Genomic DNA, 20,041 nt, shown 5'->3' with positions numbered 1-20,041 from the left:
GTGAACCTCTCGACGCCTGCGAGGTGAGCTGTCGGGTTCGGGCTGAGGTTCTGCCCGGCCGCTGGACGTTCTCGACGTCCGGCGGCTTCACCCCGAGGCCACGTGGTGCGTGTGGCCGAAGGTGGGTCCCCCGTCGCTGCCGTGGGGTCTGGATGAGCCGTTCCCGGCGGCAGCGCTCGGCGTCCGGGGCGGCACCTGGCCACCGGGAAGGTGGTGGCGGGTGTCCACGACGCTAGGTCGGGCGTCGGCCCTGTGTCACGGTCGTGTCACGACGTTGCGCACGCCCTTCACATCCTCTTCCGCCCCGGTTCTCTGCGGTTCTGGGGGTCGGCCCGCAGGTCACCCCGTGCGACGGCAGGGCAATAGGACCAGTGTCCCGGGCCACACACCTTCACGGGATCTTCACGCGCCTGGGGTCGTGCCCGCGAGGCACAGACCGTTCCTGTCGCCCGCGCGCCACCCCGCGGCCGACGGCGTGAGCGCGACGACGTCAGCCCCCGCGGGCGCCGTGACGCGACACCTGTCCGTGACTGACCGCAGCACCTCAGCCTCGCCAGGCCACGAGTCCCCGCGCAGCGGCACGACGGCGACGACGCGTGCGGCGTGCGCGCTGTCGCACGGCACGACCGTCACGCGCCGCGTGCTGCCCGTCGGCATGTCCGCGAGGCAGCTTCCCTCGCGAAGCTGGCGCGCGTACGCGTCCGTCGCACCCCGCACCTCACCGAGGGAACCGGTCGCGCCGACGGCCCGGGCCCAGGCCTCCGACGACGGCGCCACGAGCGTCGGGACGACGATGCTCACGGCGAGCCCGACGACGACGGCCGCTGCGGCGAGGCCGACCCCGCGCCGCCCGGTGCGGCGCGCGCGGACCGCCGCGACGACGCCGAGCACGACGCCCACGGGCGCGACGAGCCATGCGAGGACGAACGCCGGCACGGCCAGACCGTCACGCGGCGCGAGCGGCGCTGCCGGTGCGAGCGCGCTGAGCGCGCGCGGGTCCCAGGCACCGCCGAGGTGCTGCTCGGTCGCGTAGCCGACGAGCCGCTGCGACTCCGGCACGACGGGTGGCGCCGCCGCCGGCACGGGCAGCGACCACGGGTCCGGGGAGGCCGGCGGGGGACCGTCGGGCGCCGCGAAGAGCGGCGTGGGCTCGCGCTGCGGTTCCGCGTCCGGCGGCGGGGGGACGGGCGTGCTCACGACGTCGACGTGTCGACGTCGACGATGACGGGCACGTGGTCCGACGCGCCCTTGCCACGACGTTCGTCGCGGTCGATGCGCACATCCGTGACGAGAGGCGTGAGCGCGGGGGAGGTGTACGCGAAGTCGATGCGCATGCCCTCGTTCCGGGGGAAGCGCAGCTGCTGGTAGTCCCAGTACGTGTAGCGGTGCTCGTCGGGCAGGAACTGCCGCGAGACCTCCGTGTACCCGGCCTCCGCGAACGCGCGGAAGGCCTCGCGCTCCGGCTCCGAGACGTGCGTCTGACCCTCGAAGGCCGCGACGTCCCACACGTCCGAGTCGAGCGGCACGACGTTCCAGTCGCCCACGAGCGCGACCTTCTCCCCGGCGTCGCCCCACGTGCCGGCGAGCTCGCGCAGGCGCGCGAGCCACGCGAGCTTGTAGGGGTAGTGCGGGTTGTCGAGCGCGCGGCCGTGCGGCACGTAGAGGCTCCACACGCGCACGCCGCCGCACGTCGCACCGAGCGCGCGCGCCTCGACAGCGGGCGTCTCGCCGAACTCGGGCTGGCCGTCGAAACCCGCCGTGACGTCCTCGAGGCCGACGCGCGAGAGGATCGCGACACCGTTCCACTGCGAGAAGCCGAACGTCGCGATCTCGTAGCCCGCGGCCTCGAAGGCCTCGCGCGGGAACTGCGCGTCCTTGCACTTGGTCTCCTGCAGCGCGAGGACGTCGACGTCCTCGCGCTCGAGGAAGGCCAGCGCGCGGTCGGCGCGCGCCCGGATCGAGTTGATGTTCCACGTCGCGATGCGCATACCCCGAGGCTATCCGTTTCGCCCGCCCGGCACCGGCTCCGTCCCCGCGCTTCCGCGACCCGGAGGTCTGGAGCACCATCGAATGGTGCTCCAGACCTACGAGTCGGGTGGGGGAGGGAGTGCCTCGTAGGGTGGGCGCATGGGAACGGCACTGGTGACCGGGGCGAGCGCGGGCCTCGGCGAGGAGTTCGCGTGGCAGCTCGCGACCGCGCGGCACGACCTCGTCCTCGTCGCACGCGACGCGGCCCGGCTCGAGGCGCTCGCGGTGCGCCTGCGCGCCGCCGCCGGCGTCCACGTCGAGGTGCTCCCCGCAGACCTTTCCGTCCGCGAGGACGTCGCGCGCGTCGCCGCGAGGCTCGAGGCCGACGAGCGCCCCGTCGGCCTCCTCGTCAACAACGCCGGCTACACGGTCCACCAGCGCTTCACGCGCTCCGACCTCGACGCGCAGGACGCCCTGCTCGAGGTCATGGTCCGCAGCGTCCAGGCTCTCTCGTACGCGGCCGCGCGCGCGATGAAGGACCGCGGCCGCGGCGCGATCCTCAACGTCTCGTCGGTCGCCGCGCACACCGTGAGCGGCACGTACTCCGCCGCGAAGGCCTGGGTGCTGGCCTTCACCGAGGGCCTCGCCGTCGAGCTCGGGGGCACGGGCGTCACCGCGACCGCGCTGTGCCCGGGCCTCACCCGCACCGAGTTCCACGAGCGCGCCGGCTTCAGGCGGCTCGGCCCGGGCTGGTTCTGGCTCGACCGCGCCGACGTCGTCCGCGTCGCGCTCGCGGACGTGCGCCGCGGCGCCGTCGTCTCCGTCCCGTCAGCGCGCTACCGCGTCGCGACGACGGTCGCCCGCCACCTCCCGCGCGGCGCGATGCGGACGTTGACGAAGCGCGCGGGGCTGTGACGACGGAGCCAGTCTCCGAGCCCACGAGATAGCGACCCTCGGACGGGACAGCGTGCCTCACGCGCCGTCCCGCCCGTCGAGCGCTGTCTCGCGGGACGCTCCGGCGGCGGGCGCCGGGGATCGTTAAGGTTGGGCCTGTGACCGACTACGACGCCGTCCTGTCCCCGTCCCCGCGCGAGCAGCTCCGCGACCTCGTCAAGGAGCTTGCCGTCGTCCACGGCAAGGTGACCCTCGCGTCCGGCAAGGAGGCCGACTACTACGTCGACCTGCGCCGCGTGACGCTCCACCACCGTGCTGCGCCGCTCGTCGGGCACGTGCTGCTCGACGCGCTCGAGGAGGCAGGCCTCGGCCCCGCCGAGATCGACGCGGTCGGCGGACTCACGCTCGGCGCAGACCCGGTCGCGGGCGCGCTGCTGCACGCGGCAGCGTCGCGCGGGCAGGACCTCGACGCGTTCGTCGTCCGCAAGGAGGGCAAGGCGCACGGCATGCAGCGCCGCATCGAGGGCCCCGACGTCGCGGGCCGCAAGGTCGTCGCGGTCGAGGACACCTCGACGACGGGCGGCTCCGTGCTCACCGCCGTCGAGGCGCTGCGCGAGGCCGGCGCGGACGTCGTCGGCGTCGCCGTCATCGTCGACCGCAACACGGGCGCGCGCGAGAAGATCGAGGCCGAGGGCCTCAGCTACCTCTACCTCTACGGGCTCGACGACCTCGGCCTCGCCTGAGCGATCCCGAGCGAGCCTGACGACATGACCGGAGCCGGCGTCGCCGTCGCGCTCGACGCGGTGAGCGTCGTGCTCGACGGCACGACGCTGCTCGCCCCGACGAGCGTCGCCGTCCCCGCGGGCGGCACGCTCGTCGTGCGGGGGCCCAACGGCTCGGGCAAGTCGACTCTCCTGCGCGTCGTCGCCGGGGTCCGTACGCCGACGACGGGCACGGCAACCGTCGACGGCCGCGCTCCCGACCCGCGGCGGCGGGCGTTCCGGCGGCTCGTCGCGGGGACCGTGGAGTCTCCCGTCCCTGCGCGCGACCTCACGCTCGCCGAGCACGTCGCGCTCGTCGCGACGACGTGGGGCACCCCGGTGCGCGCTGCGCGCACGCTCGCGGCGGAGCTTCTCGAACGGCTCGGCGTCGGCGCGCTCGCCGCGCGGTTCCCTCACGAGCTCTCCTCGGGCCAGACGCAGCTCGCCGCGCTCGCCGTCGTCCTCGCGCGCCCGTCCGCGCTGCTCCTGCTCGACGAGCCGGAGCAGCGGCTCGACGCCGACCGCGTCGCGACCGTCGCCGAGCTCCTTGCGGAACGTCGTGCCGCGGGCACGACGTTGCTCGTCGCGACGCACTCCGACGCGCTCGAGGCCGCGCTCGGCGGGCCGACGCTGCGCCTCGTCCCGGCCGGGCCGGGGGCGGCGGACGACGTGCCCGACGACGACGTTCTCGAGGACGATACGCCCGACGCCTCCGCTGACGGCCACCCGGACGCGTGATCGCCACCGACGCGACCGGCGTGCGCGGCGCACTCGCCGTGTGGGCGGCGCGTGCCCCGCGGGCGCTCGGCGACCTCGCGTACCTCGTCTACATCGTGGCCCTCTCCGCGCTCATCCTCCTCGGGCCCGGGGTGCGGGCCGCGTGGCTTCTCGCGACCGGTGCGGGAGGGCGTGCGGTTCTCGTGGACCCGTCGGTGCCGTCGACGTGGGCTGCGGCGACGGCGCTCGTGTGGCTCGCCGCGCTCGTCGTCGGGCGCGAGCGTGGGCCTGCGTCCCGGCCTCCGTTCCTCGCCGCGGTGCTCGGCGACGCGGACGTGCCGCGCACGCGATCCTTCGGCGGGCCTGTCCTGCGGGCGACCCTGGCGCTCGTCGCGGTCGGGGCGCTCGTCCCGGCGCTTCCCGTCATCGCGCTCGTCGATCTTGGGGTCGCGACGCCGGGAGACGCGGGCCTGGTCGTCGCGGCCGGAGCGGTCGCGGGGCTCGTCACGGCGGGGGCCTGGCTCGCGGGTCAGGTGCTCCCGGGGCGGGCGTTCGCAGCCGTCGTCGGTGTGCTCGGCGCAGGGGCTGCCCTCGCCGTCGCGGGGGCGTGGACCTGGGCGCCGTGGGCGCTCGTCGGCGCGACGTGGCCCGGCGCGTCCGTCCACCGGGGCGGGACCGTCGTCGGCGTCGTCCTCGCGCTCGGCATGGTCGCTCCGCTGCTCAGAGGGCTCGAGCGGCTCGCGACCTCGCGGATCGTCGGCCAGGCCGTGCGCGCCCAGCGCGCCCAGGCCCTCGTCGACGCGATGGACCTCCAGGCGTCGGGCGAGGTCTACCGCGCCCTGCCGAGCGCGGGGCGGCGGCTCACGGCTGTCGGGCACGTGTCGGGGCCGGCGGCGGTCGTCGTCGGCGACGTCGTCGGCTCGCTGCGGACACCGGCCCGGCTGCTCGGCGGCGTCGTCGCGCTCGTCGTTGCGGGAGCCGTCGTCGGGGCGGAGCTGCCCGGGACGACGCTCTCGGTCGGGCCGGTCCTCGCCGCAATCCTCGCCTACGCGGGTGTGTCGGTGCTGTGCGACGGGCTGCGGCACGCGGCTGCGCTCGGGGAGGGCTCGGGGCAGTACGGGCTGTCGAGACCCGCGCTGCGGGGGCTCCACGCGGTGTGGCCGGCGTTCGCGGGGGTCGGGCTCGCGGTCATGGGTGCTGCTCTGGCGGGCGCCCCGGTGGGGCTCGCCGCGGCCCTGTCAGGCGTTGTCGTCGCGGTGCGTCTCGCCGACGTCCTCAAGGGCGTCATGCCTGTCGAGATGCTCGTGCCGATCGTCACACCGATGGGTGACATGTCGGCTGCAGGCCGGGCTGTGTGGCTCGCCGACGGGCCGCTGCTCGTGCTCGCGGCGGGCGTCGCGGGCGGGTTCGCGGCCGACGGGCGTGGGGGTCTCGGCCTCGTCGCAGCGCTCGTCGCGGCGGTCCTCGGCCGTCGGTGGCTCAGGCGCTGAAAGCGTCGCCGTCTCACACTGTGATGACGCAGTGTCAGAAGACTCGACGGACCAAGGTCCCATGCGTAAGGTGAGGCTCGCCTTGGTGAGGGTAGCCTCACCTCCTCGCCTCGCCGATCCCCGGACGAGGGAGCCCCCGACCTGAGGAGCCCACGTGCTGCTTCCTGCCCGAGCAAGGTCCGCCGTCGCGGCCCTCGCAGCCCTCGCTGTGGCGCTGACAGCCGCGGTCGTCGGCCTCGCCGCCCCGGCGTCCGCCGAGCCGTCCGTCGAGCCGGCCGGCCCGACGGTGACGGTCTCCAAGACCACGGGTCTGACCGATGGTGAGACCGTGACGGTCCGTGGCTCGGGCTTCCTGCCTGCTGGTGCGGCGACGACGGGGACGCGTCCGCCGCTGGCGGGCAAGTTCACCGGTGTCTACGTGGCCTTCGGTCGGTTCGCTGATGTGTGGAAGCCGTCGGCGAATGTTGCCTCAGACGCGCGTGTCGCGGGTGACACGAAGTGGGCTGTGCTTGCTGAGGACATGGCGGTGATCGGTGGTGCTGCACGTGGTGCGATCGAGCTGCGTGCGGACGGCACGTTCGAGACCGAGCTGACGCTCGCCCAGTCGCAGAAGCTCCAGGAAGCGACGGGCAACTGGGGTGTGTACACGTACCCCGGTGGTGGTGCTAAGCACGAGCCGTTCGAGACGTACACGCCGCTGACGTTCGCTGATCCTGTGGTGGCCCCGACGGTGACGGTCTCCAAGACCACGGGTCTGACCGATGGTGAGACCGTGACGGTCCGTGGCTCGGGCTTCCTGCCTGCTGGTGCGGCGACGACGGGGACGCGTCCGCCGCTGGCGGGCAAGTTCACCGGTGTCTACGTGGCCTTCGGTCGGTTCGCTGATGTGTGGAAGCCGTCGGCGAATGTTGCCTCAGACGCGCGTGTCGCGGGTGACACGAAGTGGGCTGTGCTTGCTGAGGACATGGCGGTGATCGGTGGTGCTGCACGTGGTGCGATCGAGCTGCGTGCGGACGGCACGTTCGAGACCGAGCTGACGCTCGCCCAGTCGCAGAAGCTCCAGGAAGCGACGGGCAACTGGGGTGTGTACACGTATCCCGGTGGTGGTGCTAAGCACGAGCCGTTCGAGACGTACACGCCGCTGACGTTCGGCACGAGCCCCGAGCCGACGCCGACGCCGACCTCCGAGCCGACGCCGACCTCCGAGCCGACCCCGACGCCGACCCCCGAGCCGACGCCGAACCCGACGCCGACCACGGACCCCGTCTGCGTCGCCGACGACTCGGTCGCGTCCTCGACCCTCGCGTGGGGCGTCAAGAAGTCCTTCGTCGACTACCTCACGGGTCCGATCGCGGGCGGCAAGGTCGCCCGCACGGGCGTCGCGCTCGAGGACGGCCGCTTCGTGTGGTCGAAGGGCACCGGAACGTACGCCGCAGGCAAGGGCACGGTTGCCTTCCCGGGCTCCCTGCGCTTCACCGGGCACCACGACGAGCTCGACATGACGTTCACCGACGTGCGCCTCGTCGTCGTCTCCGCGACGAAGGCCGAGATCCGCATCGACGCCGACATCAAGGCGTACCTCGGCAATCCCGCGCAGGTGCTCGACGATGTCGTCATCGGCACGGTCGACCTCCGTGGAGCCGTGTCGACGTCGGGTGAGACGACCCGCATCGTCAACGCTCCCGTGACGCTCGCGGCAACCGGCGTTCCCGCCTTCGCGGGCTTCTACGAGGCCGGGGATGCGCTCGAGCCCGTGAGTGCGACCCTCACGGTCACGAAGGTGTGCGACGAGCCGGGCACCGACGGGCCTGGGACCGGTGAGCCCGGCACGGGTGAGCCGACCGAGGCTCCTGCGCCGGCAGTCTCCCTCGGTGGCGATGTCGAGGGCACCGACGTCGCCCGCGGTGGAACGGTGTCGTTCACGACGACGGGCCTCCCCTCGCGTGCGAGCACGTCCGCCGAGGTGCACTCCGACCCTGTCAGCCTCGGTTCTCGCCGGGCGTCGGCGACGGGCTCCGTGACGTACACCTTCAAGGTCCCCGCGGACTTCCCGAAGGGCAAGCACACGTTCGTCCTCACTGCTGCCGGTGTCGAGGGCACGGTGACGCGCACGTTCAGCGTCGTCGGGGCCTCGGAGCCGACGACGACGCCGTCCGACGGGTCGACCGCGGAGCCGTCGGACACCGCGACGACGTCGGACGCTCCCTCGTGCACGGCGCGGGTCGTCTCTGGCGCGACGCTCTCCTGGTCCATCAAGGACTCGTTCGTCAGCTACATCGAGGGCTCCATCGCGCAGGGCTCGATCGCGACGTCGGGCGCGCGCCGCTCGGGCTCGACCTTCACGTGGTCGGGCGGCTCGGGAACCTTCAACGCGACCGATGTCCGCGGCACGGCCCGGTTCTCCGGCTCCGTGACGACGACGGGCCACGACGGCAAGCTCGAGGTGCGGTTCGCGAACCCGCACGTCGTCGTCACCGGGTCGACGGGCCAGCTCGTGCTCGACGTCTCGGGCGTGACGCTCGAGGGTGAGGACTTCGCCTACACGGGCATCACCTTCGCGACGCTCGCGCTCGCCGGCCACGGCGGCACGAGCGGTGGCAAGGTCGCGTACAGCGGCGTGCCCGCGACGCTCACGGCGGCCGGCGCGAAGGCGTTCTCCGGCTTCTACACGACGGGCGAGCAGCTCGCGCCCGTGTCGTTCACGCTGCCGCTCGGCGCGGAGACCGACTGCACGCCGGACTCGGGCACGCTGCCGACCACGGGTGCGGAGGCCGCCGGCCTCGGCGGTGCGGCAGCGGCGCTCGTCGTGCTCGGTCTCGGGCTCGTCGCGCTGCAGCGTCGTCGGGCGCGGCTCGAGGTCTGACCGCAGGACGACGGGGGCCGTGCACGCGTCGCGTGCACGGCCCCCGTCGTCGTACCCGGACCGAACCGGGTCCCGGGCCGATCCCCGGGAACGCCTCAGATGAGCGGGATGAGGTCCCCGATGCCGGCGACGACGCGGCTGGGTCGGAACGGGTACGTCTCGACCTCCTCGGCCGACGTCGAGCCCGTGAGCACGAGGAACGTCTCGAGGCCGGCCTCGATGCCCGCGACGATGTCCGTGTCCATGCGGTCGCCGATCATCGCGGTGACGCGCGAGTGCGCGTCGATCCGGTTGAGCGCCGAGCGGAACATCATGGGGTTGGGCTTGCCGACGAAGTACGGCTCGCGGCCGGTCGCCTTGGTGATCATCGCGGCGACCGCGCCGGTCGCGGGCAGCGGGCCGTCGCCGCTCGGGCCCGTGACGTCGGGGTTCGTCGCGATGAAGCGAGCGCCGCCGAGGATGAGGCGGACGGCCGTCGTGATGGCCTCGAACGAGTACGTGCGGGTCTCGCCGAGGACGACGTAGTCGGGGTCCTTGTCGGTGAGCGTGTAGCCGGCCTCGTAGAGGGCCGTCGTGAGCCCGGCCTCGCCGATGACGTACGCGCTGCCGCCGGGCGACTGCGTGCGCAGGAACGTCGCGGTCGCGAGGGCCGACGTCCAGATCGACTCGATCGGCACGTCGATGCCGCTCGCGGCGAGGCGTGCGCGCAGGTCGCGGTCGGTGAAGATCGAGTTGTTCGTGAGGACGAGGAAGGGGCGGTCCTTGTCGCGCAGCGTCCGGATGAACTCCGCGGCGCCCGGCAGCGCCTCGTTCTCGTGGACGAGCACGCCGTCCATGTCGGTGAGCCAGCAGTCGATGCGGTGCTCGTCGTGGGCGTGCTCGGGCCGGTCGTCGTGGGTCACGGGTCCTCCTCGGGACGGGTGCGGAAACTGGTCCCAGCCTAGGGGCGCGGGGTGTCCGTGGGGCGGCCGCGGCCCGGCCGGGCCGCGTCGGTGCGCGACGATGGTCGCGTGCCCCGCCCTTCCGTGCCCGACGACGCCCGTGCCGACGCGTCGCCCGACGAGACCCGGCCCGACGTCCCCGTCGTCGGCGCGCCTGCCGCCGACGGCCCCGACGCGACCTCCGACGTCGAGCGCACCCTGCCTGGGGAGGAGCGCGAGGTGGGGGTCGGTCCCTGGCCCGGCGGCGAGGCGGCGTGGCCGCGGCTGCCGGGTGGCGCGCTCGACCCGCGCTTCGACCCCGAGCTGCTGCGCGACGGCGACCGGCGCAACGTCGTCGACGCGTACCGCTACTGGAGCCTCGAGGCCGTCGTCGCGGACCTCGACACGCGCCGCCACCCCCTGCACGTCGCGATCGAGAACTGGCACCACGACCTCAACATCGGGTCGGTCGTGCGGACGGCCAACGCGTTCCTCGTCGCCGAGGTGCACGTCGTCGGGCGGCGCCGCTGGAACCGTCGGGGCGCGATGGTGACGGACCGCTACCAGCACCTGCGTCACCACGCGAGCGTCGCGGACCTGCTCGCGTGGGCGCGCGCCGAGGGCCTGCCCGTCGTGGGGATCGACAACGTGCCGGGGTCGGTGCCGGTCGAGACGGCCGAGCTTCCGGAGCGGTGCCTCATGCTGCTCGGACAGGAGGGTGCTGGGCTCACCCCGGAGGCGCTCGCGGCGTGCTCGACGGTCCTGCACATCGCGCAGTTCGGTTCGACGCGCTCGCTCAACGCGGGTGCGGCGGCGGCGATCGCGATGCACACGTGGGTCCGCCAGCACGCGACGCTGCCCTGATCCAGTCCCTCCCTTCCCTCCGTCGCTCGATAGCGGATCCATTCATGTGAGGTGCACGGATGGGCTATCGACAGCTGTGTGGGGCGTGCTGCAGTCGCCGGATAGCGGATCCGTACGTGTGAGGTGCACGGATCGGCTATCGAGGGCACAGGCAGTGACGGCCGCAGGGGAGGATGGTCCTCGTGACTGCCACTCTCGTCGTCAAGGGGCTCGCCGCCGGGCACGCCGACCGCACCCTCTTCAGCGGCCTCGACCTCGTCGTCGCGCCGGGTGACGTCGTCGGCCTCGTCGGGGCCAACGGCGCCGGCAAGTCGACGCTCCTGCGGATCCTCGCCGGCTCCGACGAGCCGGCAGAGGGCGCGGTGACGCTCAGCCCTCCCGGCGCCGTCGTCGGGCACCTGGCGCAGGAGGTCGAGCGCCTGCCCGACGAGACGGTCGGCGCATACCTCGCGCGCCGCACGGGCGTCGCGGACGCGCAGTCCGCGCTCGACGCGACGACCGACGCGCTCGCCGCGGGCACCCCGGGCTCCGACGACGCGTACGCCGACGCCCTCGAGCGCTGGCTCGCCCTCGGCGCGGCCGACCTCGAGGACCGCACGGGAGCCGTCCTCGCCGACCTCGGGCTCGACGTTGACGTCGACCACCCGGTCGTCGGGCTCTCGGGCGGGCAGGCTGCACGTCTCGGCCTCGCGGCGCTCCTCCTGTCGCGCTTCGACGTGCTCCTGCTCGACGAGCCGACGAACGACCTCGACCTCGACGGGCTCGCCCGCCTCGAGCGGTTCGTCGCCGAGCAGCGTGCGGGCGTCGTCGTCGTGTCGCACGACCGTGAGTTCCTCGCACGCTGCGTGACGCGCGTCGTCGAGCTCGACCTCGCGCAGCAGCAGGTCGGCGTGTATGCGGGCGGCTACGAGGCGTACCTCGAGGAGCGGGCGACGGCCCGCCGCCACGCGCGCGAGGCCTACGAGGAGTACGCGGACCGTCGTGGCGCGCTCGAGTCACGGGCGCAGATGCAGCGGCAGTGGCTCGCCAAGGGCGTGCGCGACGCGGTGAAGAAGTCCACGGACCCGGACAAGCACATCAAGCACGCGCACCGTGAGGGCTCGGAGAAGCAGGCGGCCAAGGCGCGCCAGACGGCACGCATGATCGAGCGGCTCGAGGAGGTCGCCGAGCCCCGCAAGGAATGGGAGCTGCGCTACTCGATCGCGGCAGCTCCGCGCTCGTCGAGCGTCGTCGCGACGCTGCGCGGCGCCGTCGTCCACCGTGGCGAGACCCCGGCCGGGCCCGCGTTCACGCTCGGGCCCGTCGACCTGCAGCTCGACGCGGGTGACCGCGTCGCGATCACGGGCGCGAACGGCTCGGGCAAGACGACGTTGCTCGCGGCGCTGCTCGGCCGCGCCGAGCTCGCGGCCGGGGCTGCGAGCCTCGGCTCGTCGGTCGCGATCGGAGAGGTCGACCAGGCGCGCGCCGCGCTCGCGGCCGAGCCCGGGCAGGGCCTGCTCGACGCGTTCGGCGCGCAGGTCCCCGACATGGCGCCGGCCGAGGCCCGCACGCTGCTCGCGAAGTTCGGGCTGCGTGCCGACCACGTGCTGCGGCCCCTCGCGTCGCTGTCGCCGGGGGAGCGGACGCGCGCGTCGCTCGCGCTCCTGCAGGCGCGCGGCGTCAACCTGCTCGTGCTCGACGAGCCGACGAACCACCTCGACCTGCCCGCGATCGAGCAGCTCGAGGAGGCGCTCGAGGAGTACACGGGCACGTTCCTGCTGGTCACGCACGACCGTCGGATGCTCGACGCGGTGAGGGTGACGCGCAGGTGGACGCTCGACGCAGGACGGCTCACGGAGTCCTGAGCAGCGCGTCCCGGCCCCCGGACGAGCTGTTCATCCTCTGGACGGACGTCGGACGACCGCAGGCCGAACGGCCCACCCCCGCCCGGCAGGGAACGTGAGAAACTATCCCCCGGAAGTTCCGTAGAAACCCCACGCTCACCAGGAGAGTCTTCATGGCCATCGCAACCCCCGAGGTCTACGCCGAGATGATCGACCGGGCGAAGGCTGGCAAGTTCGCCTACCCCGCCGTCAACATCACGTCCTCGCAGACCGTCACGGCCGCCATCCAGGGCTTCGCCGAGGCCGAGAGCGACGGCATCATCCAGGTGTCGGTCGGTGGCGCGGAGTACGCGTCCGGCTCGACGATCAAGGACCGCGTCGCCGGCTCGCTCGCGCTCGCCGCGTACGCGACCGAGGTCGCCAAGGGCTACGGCGTGACGATCGCCCTCCACACGGACCACTGCACGGCCGCGAACCTCGACTCGTGGGTCCGCCCGCTCCTCGCCATCGAGGCGGAGCAGGTCAAGGCCGGCAAGAACCCGACGTTCCAGTCGCACATGTTCGACGGCTCGACGGTCCCGCTCGCGGAGAACCTCGTCATCGCCGAGGAGCTCCTCGCGCTCTCGCAGGCCGCGCGCACGATCCTCGAGATCGAGGTCGGCGTCGTCGGTGGCGAGGAGGACGGCCACGAGGCCGAGATCAACGAGAAGCTCTACACGACGGTCGAGGACGGTCTCGCGACGGTCAAGGCCCTCGGCACGGGCGAGAAGGGCCGCTACCTCACGGCCCTCACGTTCGGCAACGTCCACGGCGTCTACAAGTCCGGTGCCGTCAAGCTCCGTCCGGCCCTCCTCAAGGAGATCCAGGACGGCGTCGCCGCGGTCATCGGCAAGGAGAACCCGTTCGACCTCGTCTTCCACGGTGGCTCGGGCTCGACCGCCGCGGAGATCGCCGAGGCTGTCGACAACGGCGTCATCAAGATGAACGTCGACACGGACACGCAGTACGCGTTCTCGCGTCCCGTCGCGGACCACTTCTTCCGCAACTACGACGGCGTCCTCAAGGTGGACGGCGAGGTCGGCAACAAGAAGGCGTACGACCCGCGCGCCTGGGGCAAGCTCGCCGAGGCAGGCATGGCCGCGCGCATCGTCGAGGCCGCCCAGCAGCTCCGCTCGGCCGGTCAGAAGCTCTGACGCTGACGAGCACGCCCTGACGGGCGCCTGCTAGCGACGAAGGCTCCCACCCTCCGGGGTGGGGGCCTTCGTGCGTCCGCGGACGCGCAAGCGTGGCCCGGCCCGCCACACAGACGGGGTGAACGGACGAGACCGGGCAGGTGGGGCGAGAGCCCCGCGCCCCGCTACCGCCGACCGCCGACGCGACGAGGTGCCCCATGACGCTGCAGCACATCCGCCCCCGGGCGGGCATGCCCGCACTGGCTCTTCTGACGCTGGGCGCGCTGGCAGCCTGCGGCTCGGCGCCCGACGACGCGCCCGGCGGCGGCGCCCGGGCGACGGAGACGGTGGTGATGGCGGCCGACTACCCCGTCTACCTGACGGCCCGCGAGCTCGACGAGGTCGCTGACACGGTCGTCCGCGGCATCGTGCGGTCCTCGGAGACCGGATTCGAACGGCTCGTGCTGGACACCTCGAGCGACGACCCGCAGCTCAACCCGCTGGCAGGGCTGTCGGAGGATGAGATCGACGCGTACCTCGCAAGGAACGACGGGTACGTCGCGACGACGCACTCCCTCGAGGTCACCGAGGTGCTGCAGGGTGATGTCGGGGTCGGGGACACTGTGACGGTCCAGCAGATCGGCGGCACGCACGACGGGGTGAGCTATGTCGTCCTGGGGATCGAGCAGCTGAGCGTCGGCCGGGAGTACCTGCTCGTCACGACCGCCCGTGAGGGCGGCAGGCTGGAGCTCGTGAGCTCGGGGCAGTCGGTCTTCACCGTCGGGGCGGACGGCGCCCTCGCGCCGCTCGCGACGAACCCGGGCGGGTACGTCCTGCGCGGGACGCTCGCCGAGGCGCGCGAGGTCTTCCCCGGGTAGCCCTCCGTCAGCGGGGCGGGTTGATCTGGCCGGGCAGCCGCTCGATCGTGAACTCGTCGATGGGCGCGAACTCGAAGCCCGGGTCCTCGTCGAGGATCTCGACGAGCTCGCCGACGCGCGTGACCTCGAGGAGGAAGCGCATGGTCTGCGGCGCGCGCAGCACGCGCACCTTCTGGGGCGTCTGCGCGGCGAGGCGCGCGAGGAACGCGACGCCCGAGGAGTCCATGAACGTCACGTGGTGCGCGTCGACCTCGACGGGCAGGTCGATCTCCTGCGCGTCGGCCATCGCGTCGCTGAACTCCTGCGCGAGGTTCGCGTCGATCTCACCCGAGAGGACGATGCGCGTGCGGTTCGCGCCCACGAGGACATGGAGGGTCCCCGGCTCGTCCTGGGCCGGTGCGGTCTCCTCGGCGGCGTTCTCGTCGCGCACTGCGTGCTCCTCACGTCCTCGGGTGGGCGGTCCTGCGTCGAATCCTCGCACGTCGCGGTCGCTGCGTCGCGGGCTGGAGCGTTCCGGCGGTCACCGGGTGCTTTCCCCGCAGGACGGACCGGCCGGTCCGGGCGAGGCAGCGCCGGGCCAAGTACCCTGCGAGGACAGGACGACAGGGACGGGACGGAGCAACGACGTGGGCGGACGTGAGGGCGTGCCCGGCAACGCCGTGCCCGCCGCCGCCCCCGTGCAGGCCCCCGTGCCGGACGACGCGCTCGACCTCCTGCCGGGCCTCGCCGCGCAGCACGTCGGCGTCGGCCTCACGACGCTCGGGGTGCGTGACGGCGTCGTCCGCATGCTCTGGGTCAACGACGTCTTCTCGCGGATCACGGGCTACGCGGCGCACGAGGTCGTCGGGCTCGAGCCCCGCCTCTTCTACTCCGACCAGTGGTCGGAGGTCGGCGTCGCGTCCCTCGCGACCGAGGTCCGTGCGGGTCGCACGGCGTCGATCACCCTCCCGTTCCGGCGCCCTGACGGCGCGTCGGTGTGGCTCGCGCTCTCCCTCACGGCGGTCCCGGCCGACGCGGTCGCGTCCGTCGTCCCGACGGAGGACGAGGCCGACGGCGGCCCGGCCGAGATGTGGATCGCGTCGTTCTCCGACGTCACCGGAACCGTCGAGCGCAACGTCCACCTGCGGGACGCCATGCGGGCCGAGCGCCGGGCGCGCCTGCACCTCGCGCTCCTCTCACGCGTGTCCGACCTGCTCTCCGAGCCTGACCCGGACGAGGCCCTCACGCAGGTGACCGCGCTCCTCGCGCCCGCGCTCGTGCAGTGGGCCGGGGCGTTCCTCGTCGAGGGCGGGCTGCGGCTCGTCGGGCACGACCCGGGCAGGGCGGACGGCCTGCGCCGCGATGCGGCGCGGCGTCGCACGTTGCGCCGCGTCTCGCCGGGCGACCCCACGGGCGCGTACGAGATCGACCGGGTGCTCGGCGGCCTGCAGTCCGAGGCGATCCTCGACCTCACGCTCGTCCACCCCGACGAGAGCGCGGCCGCGCTCGTCCAGGGCCAGGTGCTCGCGGCGGAGCCGGGGCTGGCGCTGCTCTCGCCCCGCGTCCGGGTCGTCGGGGTCCTCGGCTCGCGCTCGGTCCTCGCCCTGCTCGTGCACGCGGTGAGCGAGTCAGGGGGCGTGCCGCAGCTCGCCGACGAGCTCGAGCAGGTTCTCGGCGTCGTCGTGCGACGGGTCGGCCTCGCCCTCGACAACGCGCGCCTCTACGCGCGCGAGCACGAGCTCGCCGAGACCATGCAGCGATCGCTCCTGCCGCGGCAGGTCGAGATCGACGGGCTCGACCTGTGGACGTACTACGCGCCGTCGGTCGCGCACGCCCAGGTGGGCGGCGACTGGTACGACGTCCTCGAGGTCGCGCCGGGCGTCGCCGGCGTCGTCGTCGGCGACGTCGTCGGGCACGACGTCGAGGCCGCCGCGCTCATGGGCCAGCTCCGCTCGGTCGTGCGCGCGTACGCGTTCGAGGGCGGCTCGCCCGCGTCCGTGCTCGACCGCACCGACCAGCTCATGCGCGGCATGCGTGCGCCGCGCGCGGCGAGCGCCGTCTACGGCACGCTCATGCCGCGCGTGGGCTCCCCGGGCACGTGGGTCTTCGAGTACGCGCGGGCCGGGCACCTGCCGGCGGTGCTCGTGCGTGACGGGCAGGCGACGCAGCTCGCACAGGGAGCGGGCGCGCTCATCGGCTTCGGCCGACGCGCCCGGACGGGCGGCCGCGCCGTGCTCGTCCCGGGGGACACGCTCGTCCTTTACACGGACGGCCTCATCGAGCGGCGCGCGCGCCCGTTGCGCGCGGGCCTCGAGGCGCTGCTCGCGGCGGCCGCGCGCACGCAGGCGCAGGATGCTGCCGGCATCGGTGAGGAGCTGCTCGCGGCGCTCGCCGACTCGCCCGAGGACGACGTCGCGGTCGTCGTCGTCCGCGTCCCGCAGGAAGGCGCCCCGACGACGGGGACCGCCGCGGGCCCGCGCTCGCGGCGCTGGTCGATGCCGTCGGACCCCGCGGCGATCGCCCGGTCGCGCCACGCGGTGCTGCGGACGTGCGAGGCGTGGGGGATCGCGGAGGTCGCCGACGCCGAGCTCGTCGTCTCGGAGCTCGTCGCGAACGCCGTCCTCCACGGCTGGGGGACCGTCGAGCTGCGGCTCTTCGACACGGGCGACGGCCTGCGCATCGAGGTCGAGGACGCCAACCCGGCGCCGCCCGTCAAGCTCGACGGGCACGCGCACGGTGTGGGCGGCTATGGCGTACAGATCGTCGACAGGCTCGCCGACTGGGGCTGGCGCGCCGCGAACGACGGCAAGATCGTGTGGGCGCGCCTGCGGGCGCGCTGACCAGGACGGGCAGGGCCCGCGTCAGCGGGACATGCTCAGGCCGAGGCCTCGTCGTGCGAGCACGCATGCTCGGCGTCGACCCGGAAGAGGTCGAGCGCCCCGCACACCTCGAGCACGAAGAGGTCGCGCTCGTCGCAGCCGCGCAGGACTGTCGCGCCGCCGCGGCGGCGTCCCGCGTCCGCGAGGGCGATGAGGAACGCCGCGCCGGTCGAGTCCATGAACGTCACGCCGCACATGTCGAGGACGAGCAGCTGGCGGCGCAGGCCGACGACGCGTGCGGTGATCTCGGGGAACTGGTCGCGCTCGGCAAGGTCGAGGTCGCCCGTGATCGTCAACGTCGTCGTGGCGGGCGACGTGGCGATCTGGATCATCGGGGCCTGTCCTTCGTCGTCGTGCGGGCGGGGAGGGGTCCGGGTGGGACGTGCGACGAGCGTACCTACCGTGCGCGCGCGCCGCACCGTCGGCGCGCCCCGCGCCGCTGATGCGTGGGGCGCGACGGGCTCACGCGAGGTCGAGCCGCGCCTCCTCGAGGTCGAGCAGGTGCTCGACGTGGTCGACGACGTGGCTCGGGTGCGCGCCCGACGTCCGCGCGTCGGCGAGCGCCGCCCGCTCCGCCTCGATCGCGCGGCGGCGCAGCGCGTGATGGTCGCTCGCGGGGCCCTGTCCGTCCTCGGCGCCGTGCACCGTGAGGAGGCTCGCCGTCCGCCGGATGGCGTCGCGCACACCCTCGAGCGTCTCGGGAGGGAACTCGCTGCCGTCGCTGCGGCGCAACGAGGGGTTCTCGAGGCACGCGACGCCCGCCGAGGTGATCTCGCCGACGAGCGTCGCGAGCTGCTCGCGCTCGACGTCCTCGTCGGTGCCCTGCACCCCGACGATGCGGATCACCCACGGCAGCGTCCCGCCCTGGACGACGAGCGTGACGATCGCGACCGTGAGCGCGATGAGCACGAGCTGCGGCCGGTACGGCAGGTCCGCAGGGAGGGTCTGCGCGGCCGCGACCGTCACCACGCCGCGCATGCCGGACCACGCGAGGACGGCGCCGCCGCGCCAGCCGAGCCCGTCGGCCTGGAGCGAGCCGAGGTCCGCGCGCCGCCGCCGGATCTTGCGCGTCACGCGGCGACCCCGCTCGCGGAAGCGCGGGTCCTCGAGGATCTCGGGCGGGAGCACCGTCCTGGCCTCCTCGATGCGGGAGAGGACGGAGTCGAGGTGCGCGGCCCGCACGACGGCGCGTCTGCGCTCGCGGCGCAGGCTCGCGACGAGCGGCACGACGAAGCCCGCGCGGACGACGGTGAGGACCGCCGCGACGAGCACGCCGATCGCGACGGCCTGGCCCACCGAGAGGTCGTCGTCGGCGACCTGGTCGACGATCCCGTGAAGCTCGAGCCCGACGAGCAGGAACACCCCGTTCTCGAGGAGCATCTGCGCGGTGCGCCAGTTGGTGCGCTCGGAGATGCGGTCGGCGGGCGAGAGGTGCTTGGGTGCGAGGTGGCCGGTGAGCAGGCCCGCGACGACGACCGCGAGCACGCCCGACGCGTGGAGATGCTCCGCGGGGATGAACGCGACGAACGGCACCGCGAACGAGATCGCGGTCGAGAGCACGGGGTCCGACATGCGGCCGCGCACGAAGACCGCCGCGAGCCCGACGGCGGCGCCGATGACGAGGGCGATCGCGACGGCGCGCACGAAGTCGACGGCGACGTCGGCGACCTCGACGGACGCCGCTGTCGCTGCCGTCGCCGCGACCGCGGAGCGCAGGAGGACGAGAGCGGTCGCGTCGTTGACGAGCCCCTCACCCTCGAGGACCGTGACGAGCCGGTGCGGCAGACCGAGCTTCTTGCCGACGGCGGTCGCCGCGACCGCGTCGGGCGGCGCGACGACCGCGCCGAGCGCGATCGCCGCGGCGAACGACAGGTCCGGCAGGAGGAGCCGCAGGACGAGCCCGACGACGACCGCCGAGAGCACGACGAGCACGACGGACAGGCCCGTGATCGCCCGGAAGTTGCGCCGGAAGTCCATGAGCGGCACGTTGACCGCCGCGGCGTAGAGGATCGGCGGCAGCACGACCATGAGGACGATCTCCGGGTCGACGACCACCGGTTCGACGCCGGGCAGGTAGCCGCCGATCGTCCCGAGCAGGACGAGGATGACGGGTGCTGCCACACCGATCCGGGGCGCGACACCAGCGACCGCGACGATGACGAGGACGGCGACCACTCCGAGCAGCGCAAGCTCCATCCGTCGACCCTACGACGCCGGCGCCGTGATGCGCCCGTGGCACGATGACGCCATGACCTCACCCACGGGCCCTCGCCTCGAGCGCATCGAGCTCGGCCGGATCGTCACGCACCTGCCCGCCGACGGCCCTGACCGGGCCGCGCGCGAGATGCTCGCCGCGGGCTCGCCGGCCCGCGAGGCCGCGCGCGCAGTGCCGTCGTCGTCCCTCGCCTGGGCGCTGCTCGCCGAGGCGAGCCTCGCGGAGGACGCCGTCGCGTCGTACGCCTACGCCCGCACCGGCTACCACCGTGGCCTCGACGCGCTGCGGCGCGCCGGATGGCGCGGCACGGGCGAGGTGCCCGTCGACCACGAGCCCAACCAGGGGTTCCTGCGGGCCCTCCTCGCGCTCGCCCGCGCCGCCGCCGCGATCGGCGAGGACGACGAGGCGGAGCGCTGCGCAGGATTCCTCGGCGACTGCGGCACGGACGCGGCGGCCGTCGACGCGACGCGCTGACCGCGTCCGGGCTCCGGACCGGGACCTGTGGGCAGGGCCCGTGGCGGGTGCGTTCCGGTAGACTCGCGTGGGATCCCGGCTGCTGTCGCCGGTCCCCGGTGAGAGGCGCAGCCGCCCCGCCGTCACGAGGACAGCTTCGGAAGC

General features: G+C 73.8%; 17 protein-coding genes and 1 riboswitch. Of the genes, 11 read left to right on the top strand and 6 right to left on the bottom strand.

Annotated elements, in window-relative coordinates:
- Window position 1: 1 nt before the first annotated feature.
- Window positions 2–158, bottom strand: a riboswitch (cyclic di-AMP (ydaO/yuaA leader).
- Between the two features lie 244 nt (window positions 159–402).
- On the bottom strand, window positions 403–1,197 hold the full coding sequence (locus tag G7063_RS13790) for a hypothetical protein (protein ID WP_166414903.1): 795 nt from the start codon (window positions 1,195–1,197) through the stop codon (window positions 403–405).
- The gene (locus G7063_RS13785; protein ID WP_166414902.1) at window positions 1,194–1,988 is read right to left on the bottom strand and encodes an exodeoxyribonuclease III; all 795 of its coding nucleotides are present in this window, start codon (window positions 1,986–1,988) and stop codon (window positions 1,194–1,196) included. Before G7063_RS13785 ends, G7063_RS13790 begins: the two co-directional genes overlap by 4 nt.
- A 139-nt stretch (window positions 1,989–2,127) precedes the next feature.
- Between G7063_RS13785 and G7063_RS13780 the strand changes: the two genes are divergently transcribed.
- The 5 genes from G7063_RS13780 (at window position 2,128) to G7063_RS13760 (ending at window position 8,693) form a co-directional block, all read left to right on the top strand.
- Window positions 2,128–2,883, top strand: a complete 756-nt coding sequence (locus tag G7063_RS13780) for an SDR family oxidoreductase (RefSeq protein WP_166414901.1) — start codon at window positions 2,128–2,130, stop codon at window positions 2,881–2,883.
- A 137-nt stretch (window positions 2,884–3,020) separates the two neighbouring features.
- The gene (gene pyrE, locus G7063_RS13775; RefSeq protein WP_166414900.1) at window positions 3,021–3,605 is read left to right on the top strand and encodes an orotate phosphoribosyltransferase; all 585 of its coding nucleotides are present in this window, start codon (window positions 3,021–3,023) and stop codon (window positions 3,603–3,605) included.
- Between the two features lie 24 nt (window positions 3,606–3,629).
- Window positions 3,630–4,361: an ATP-binding cassette domain-containing protein gene (locus G7063_RS13770; RefSeq protein WP_166414899.1), complete on the top strand. Its 732-nt coding sequence runs from the start codon at window positions 3,630–3,632 to the stop codon at window positions 4,359–4,361.
- Entirely contained in the window at window positions 4,358–5,830 is a 1,473-nt protein-coding gene (locus G7063_RS13765; RefSeq protein ID WP_166414898.1) for a hypothetical protein, read from the top strand. The genes G7063_RS13770 and G7063_RS13765 overlap by 4 nt, the downstream gene beginning before the upstream one ends.
- Before the next feature lie 154 nt (window positions 5,831–5,984).
- Window positions 5,985–8,693 (top strand): HtaA domain-containing protein, encoded by a 2,709-nt coding sequence (locus G7063_RS13760; protein ID WP_166414897.1) that lies wholly within the window; start codon window positions 5,985–5,987, stop codon window positions 8,691–8,693.
- Window positions 8,694–8,788: 95 nt separating this feature from the next.
- Here the strand turns inward: G7063_RS13760 and G7063_RS13755 are convergent, their stop codons facing one another.
- Window positions 8,789–9,595 carry an HAD-IIA family hydrolase gene (locus G7063_RS13755; protein WP_255454225.1) on the bottom strand — a complete coding sequence of 269 codons (807 nt, stop codon included), beginning with the start codon at window positions 9,593–9,595 and terminating at the stop codon, window positions 8,789–8,791.
- Between the two features lie 237 nt (window positions 9,596–9,832).
- On the opposite strand from G7063_RS13755, the gene G7063_RS13750 reads away from it, so the two are divergent.
- From G7063_RS13750 to G7063_RS13735, 4 genes are all read left to right on the top strand, one after another.
- Window positions 9,833–10,477, top strand: a complete 645-nt coding sequence (locus tag G7063_RS13750) for an RNA methyltransferase (protein ID WP_206188282.1) — start codon at window positions 9,833–9,835, stop codon at window positions 10,475–10,477.
- A gap of 182 nt (window positions 10,478–10,659) precedes the next feature.
- Window positions 10,660–12,321: an ABC-F family ATP-binding cassette domain-containing protein gene (locus G7063_RS13745; protein WP_166414896.1), complete on the top strand. Its 1,662-nt coding sequence runs from the start codon at window positions 10,660–10,662 to the stop codon at window positions 12,319–12,321.
- A 152-nt stretch (window positions 12,322–12,473) separates the two neighbouring features.
- On the top strand, window positions 12,474–13,493 hold the full coding sequence (gene fbaA / locus G7063_RS13740) for a class II fructose-bisphosphate aldolase (protein WP_166414895.1): 1,020 nt from the start codon (window positions 12,474–12,476) through the stop codon (window positions 13,491–13,493).
- Between the two features lie 197 nt (window positions 13,494–13,690).
- Window positions 13,691–14,350: a hypothetical protein gene (locus G7063_RS13735; protein WP_166414894.1), complete on the top strand. Its 660-nt coding sequence runs from the start codon at window positions 13,691–13,693 to the stop codon at window positions 14,348–14,350.
- A gap of 7 nt (window positions 14,351–14,357) precedes the next feature.
- Here G7063_RS13735 and G7063_RS13730 read toward each other — a convergent pair whose 3' ends face one another.
- On the bottom strand, window positions 14,358–14,780 hold the full coding sequence (locus G7063_RS13730) for an STAS domain-containing protein (protein WP_166414893.1): 423 nt from the start codon (window positions 14,778–14,780) through the stop codon (window positions 14,358–14,360).
- A 196-nt stretch (window positions 14,781–14,976) separates the two neighbouring features.
- Here G7063_RS13730 and G7063_RS13725 point away from each other — a divergent pair, with 196 nt between their 5' ends.
- The gene (locus G7063_RS13725; RefSeq protein WP_240916105.1) at window positions 14,977–17,169 is read left to right on the top strand and encodes a SpoIIE family protein phosphatase; all 2,193 of its coding nucleotides are present in this window, start codon (window positions 14,977–14,979) and stop codon (window positions 17,167–17,169) included.
- 35 nt (window positions 17,170–17,204) lie between these two features.
- On the opposite strand, the gene G7063_RS13720 is transcribed toward G7063_RS13725, so the two are convergent.
- Window positions 17,205–17,540 carry an STAS domain-containing protein gene (locus tag G7063_RS13720; protein ID WP_166414891.1) on the bottom strand — a complete coding sequence of 112 codons (336 nt, stop codon included), beginning with the start codon at window positions 17,538–17,540 and terminating at the stop codon, window positions 17,205–17,207.
- A gap of 130 nt (window positions 17,541–17,670) precedes the next feature.
- The gene (locus G7063_RS13715; protein ID WP_166414890.1) at window positions 17,671–19,404 is read right to left on the bottom strand and encodes a sodium:proton antiporter; all 1,734 of its coding nucleotides are present in this window, start codon (window positions 19,402–19,404) and stop codon (window positions 17,671–17,673) included.
- A gap of 52 nt (window positions 19,405–19,456) precedes the next feature.
- Between G7063_RS13715 and G7063_RS13710 the strand changes: the two genes are divergently transcribed.
- A complete protein-coding gene (locus G7063_RS13710; RefSeq protein ID WP_206188159.1) occupies window positions 19,457–19,897 on the top strand; it encodes a DUF3151 domain-containing protein in 441 nt (146 codons plus the stop codon).
- Window positions 19,898–20,041: the final 144 nt, after the last annotated feature.

Source organism: Sanguibacter sp. HDW7, assembly GCF_011300875.1.
Lineage (GTDB): Bacteria > Actinomycetota > Actinomycetes > Actinomycetales > Cellulomonadaceae > Flavimobilis.
Note: the sequence above shows the minus strand (reverse complement) of the source record. Positions and strands in the feature narration are given on the sequence as shown.

Excerpts from the sequence above, each read along its gene's own strand:
- G7063_RS13735 (WP_166414894.1), top strand. The coding sequence starts at position 13,691 with ATGACGCTGCAGCACATCCGCCCCCGGGCGGGCATGCCCGCACTGGCT.
- G7063_RS13710 (WP_206188159.1), top strand. The coding sequence starts at position 19,457 with ATGACCTCACCCACGGGCCCTCGCCTCGAGCGCATCGAGCTCGGCCGG.
- G7063_RS13720 (WP_166414891.1), bottom strand. The coding sequence starts at position 17,540 with ATGATCCAGATCGCCACGTCGCCCGCCACGACGACGTTGACGATCACG.
- G7063_RS13770 (WP_166414899.1), top strand. The coding sequence starts at position 3,630 with ATGACCGGAGCCGGCGTCGCCGTCGCGCTCGACGCGGTGAGCGTCGTG.
- G7063_RS13785 (WP_166414902.1), bottom strand. The coding sequence starts at position 1,988 with ATGCGCATCGCGACGTGGAACATCAACTCGATCCGGGCGCGCGCCGAC.
- G7063_RS13780 (WP_166414901.1), top strand. The coding sequence starts at position 2,128 with ATGGGAACGGCACTGGTGACCGGGGCGAGCGCGGGCCTCGGCGAGGAG.
- G7063_RS13715 (WP_166414890.1), bottom strand. The coding sequence starts at position 19,404 with ATGGAGCTTGCGCTGCTCGGAGTGGTCGCCGTCCTCGTCATCGTCGCG.
- fbaA (WP_166414895.1), top strand. The coding sequence starts at position 12,474 with ATGGCCATCGCAACCCCCGAGGTCTACGCCGAGATGATCGACCGGGCG.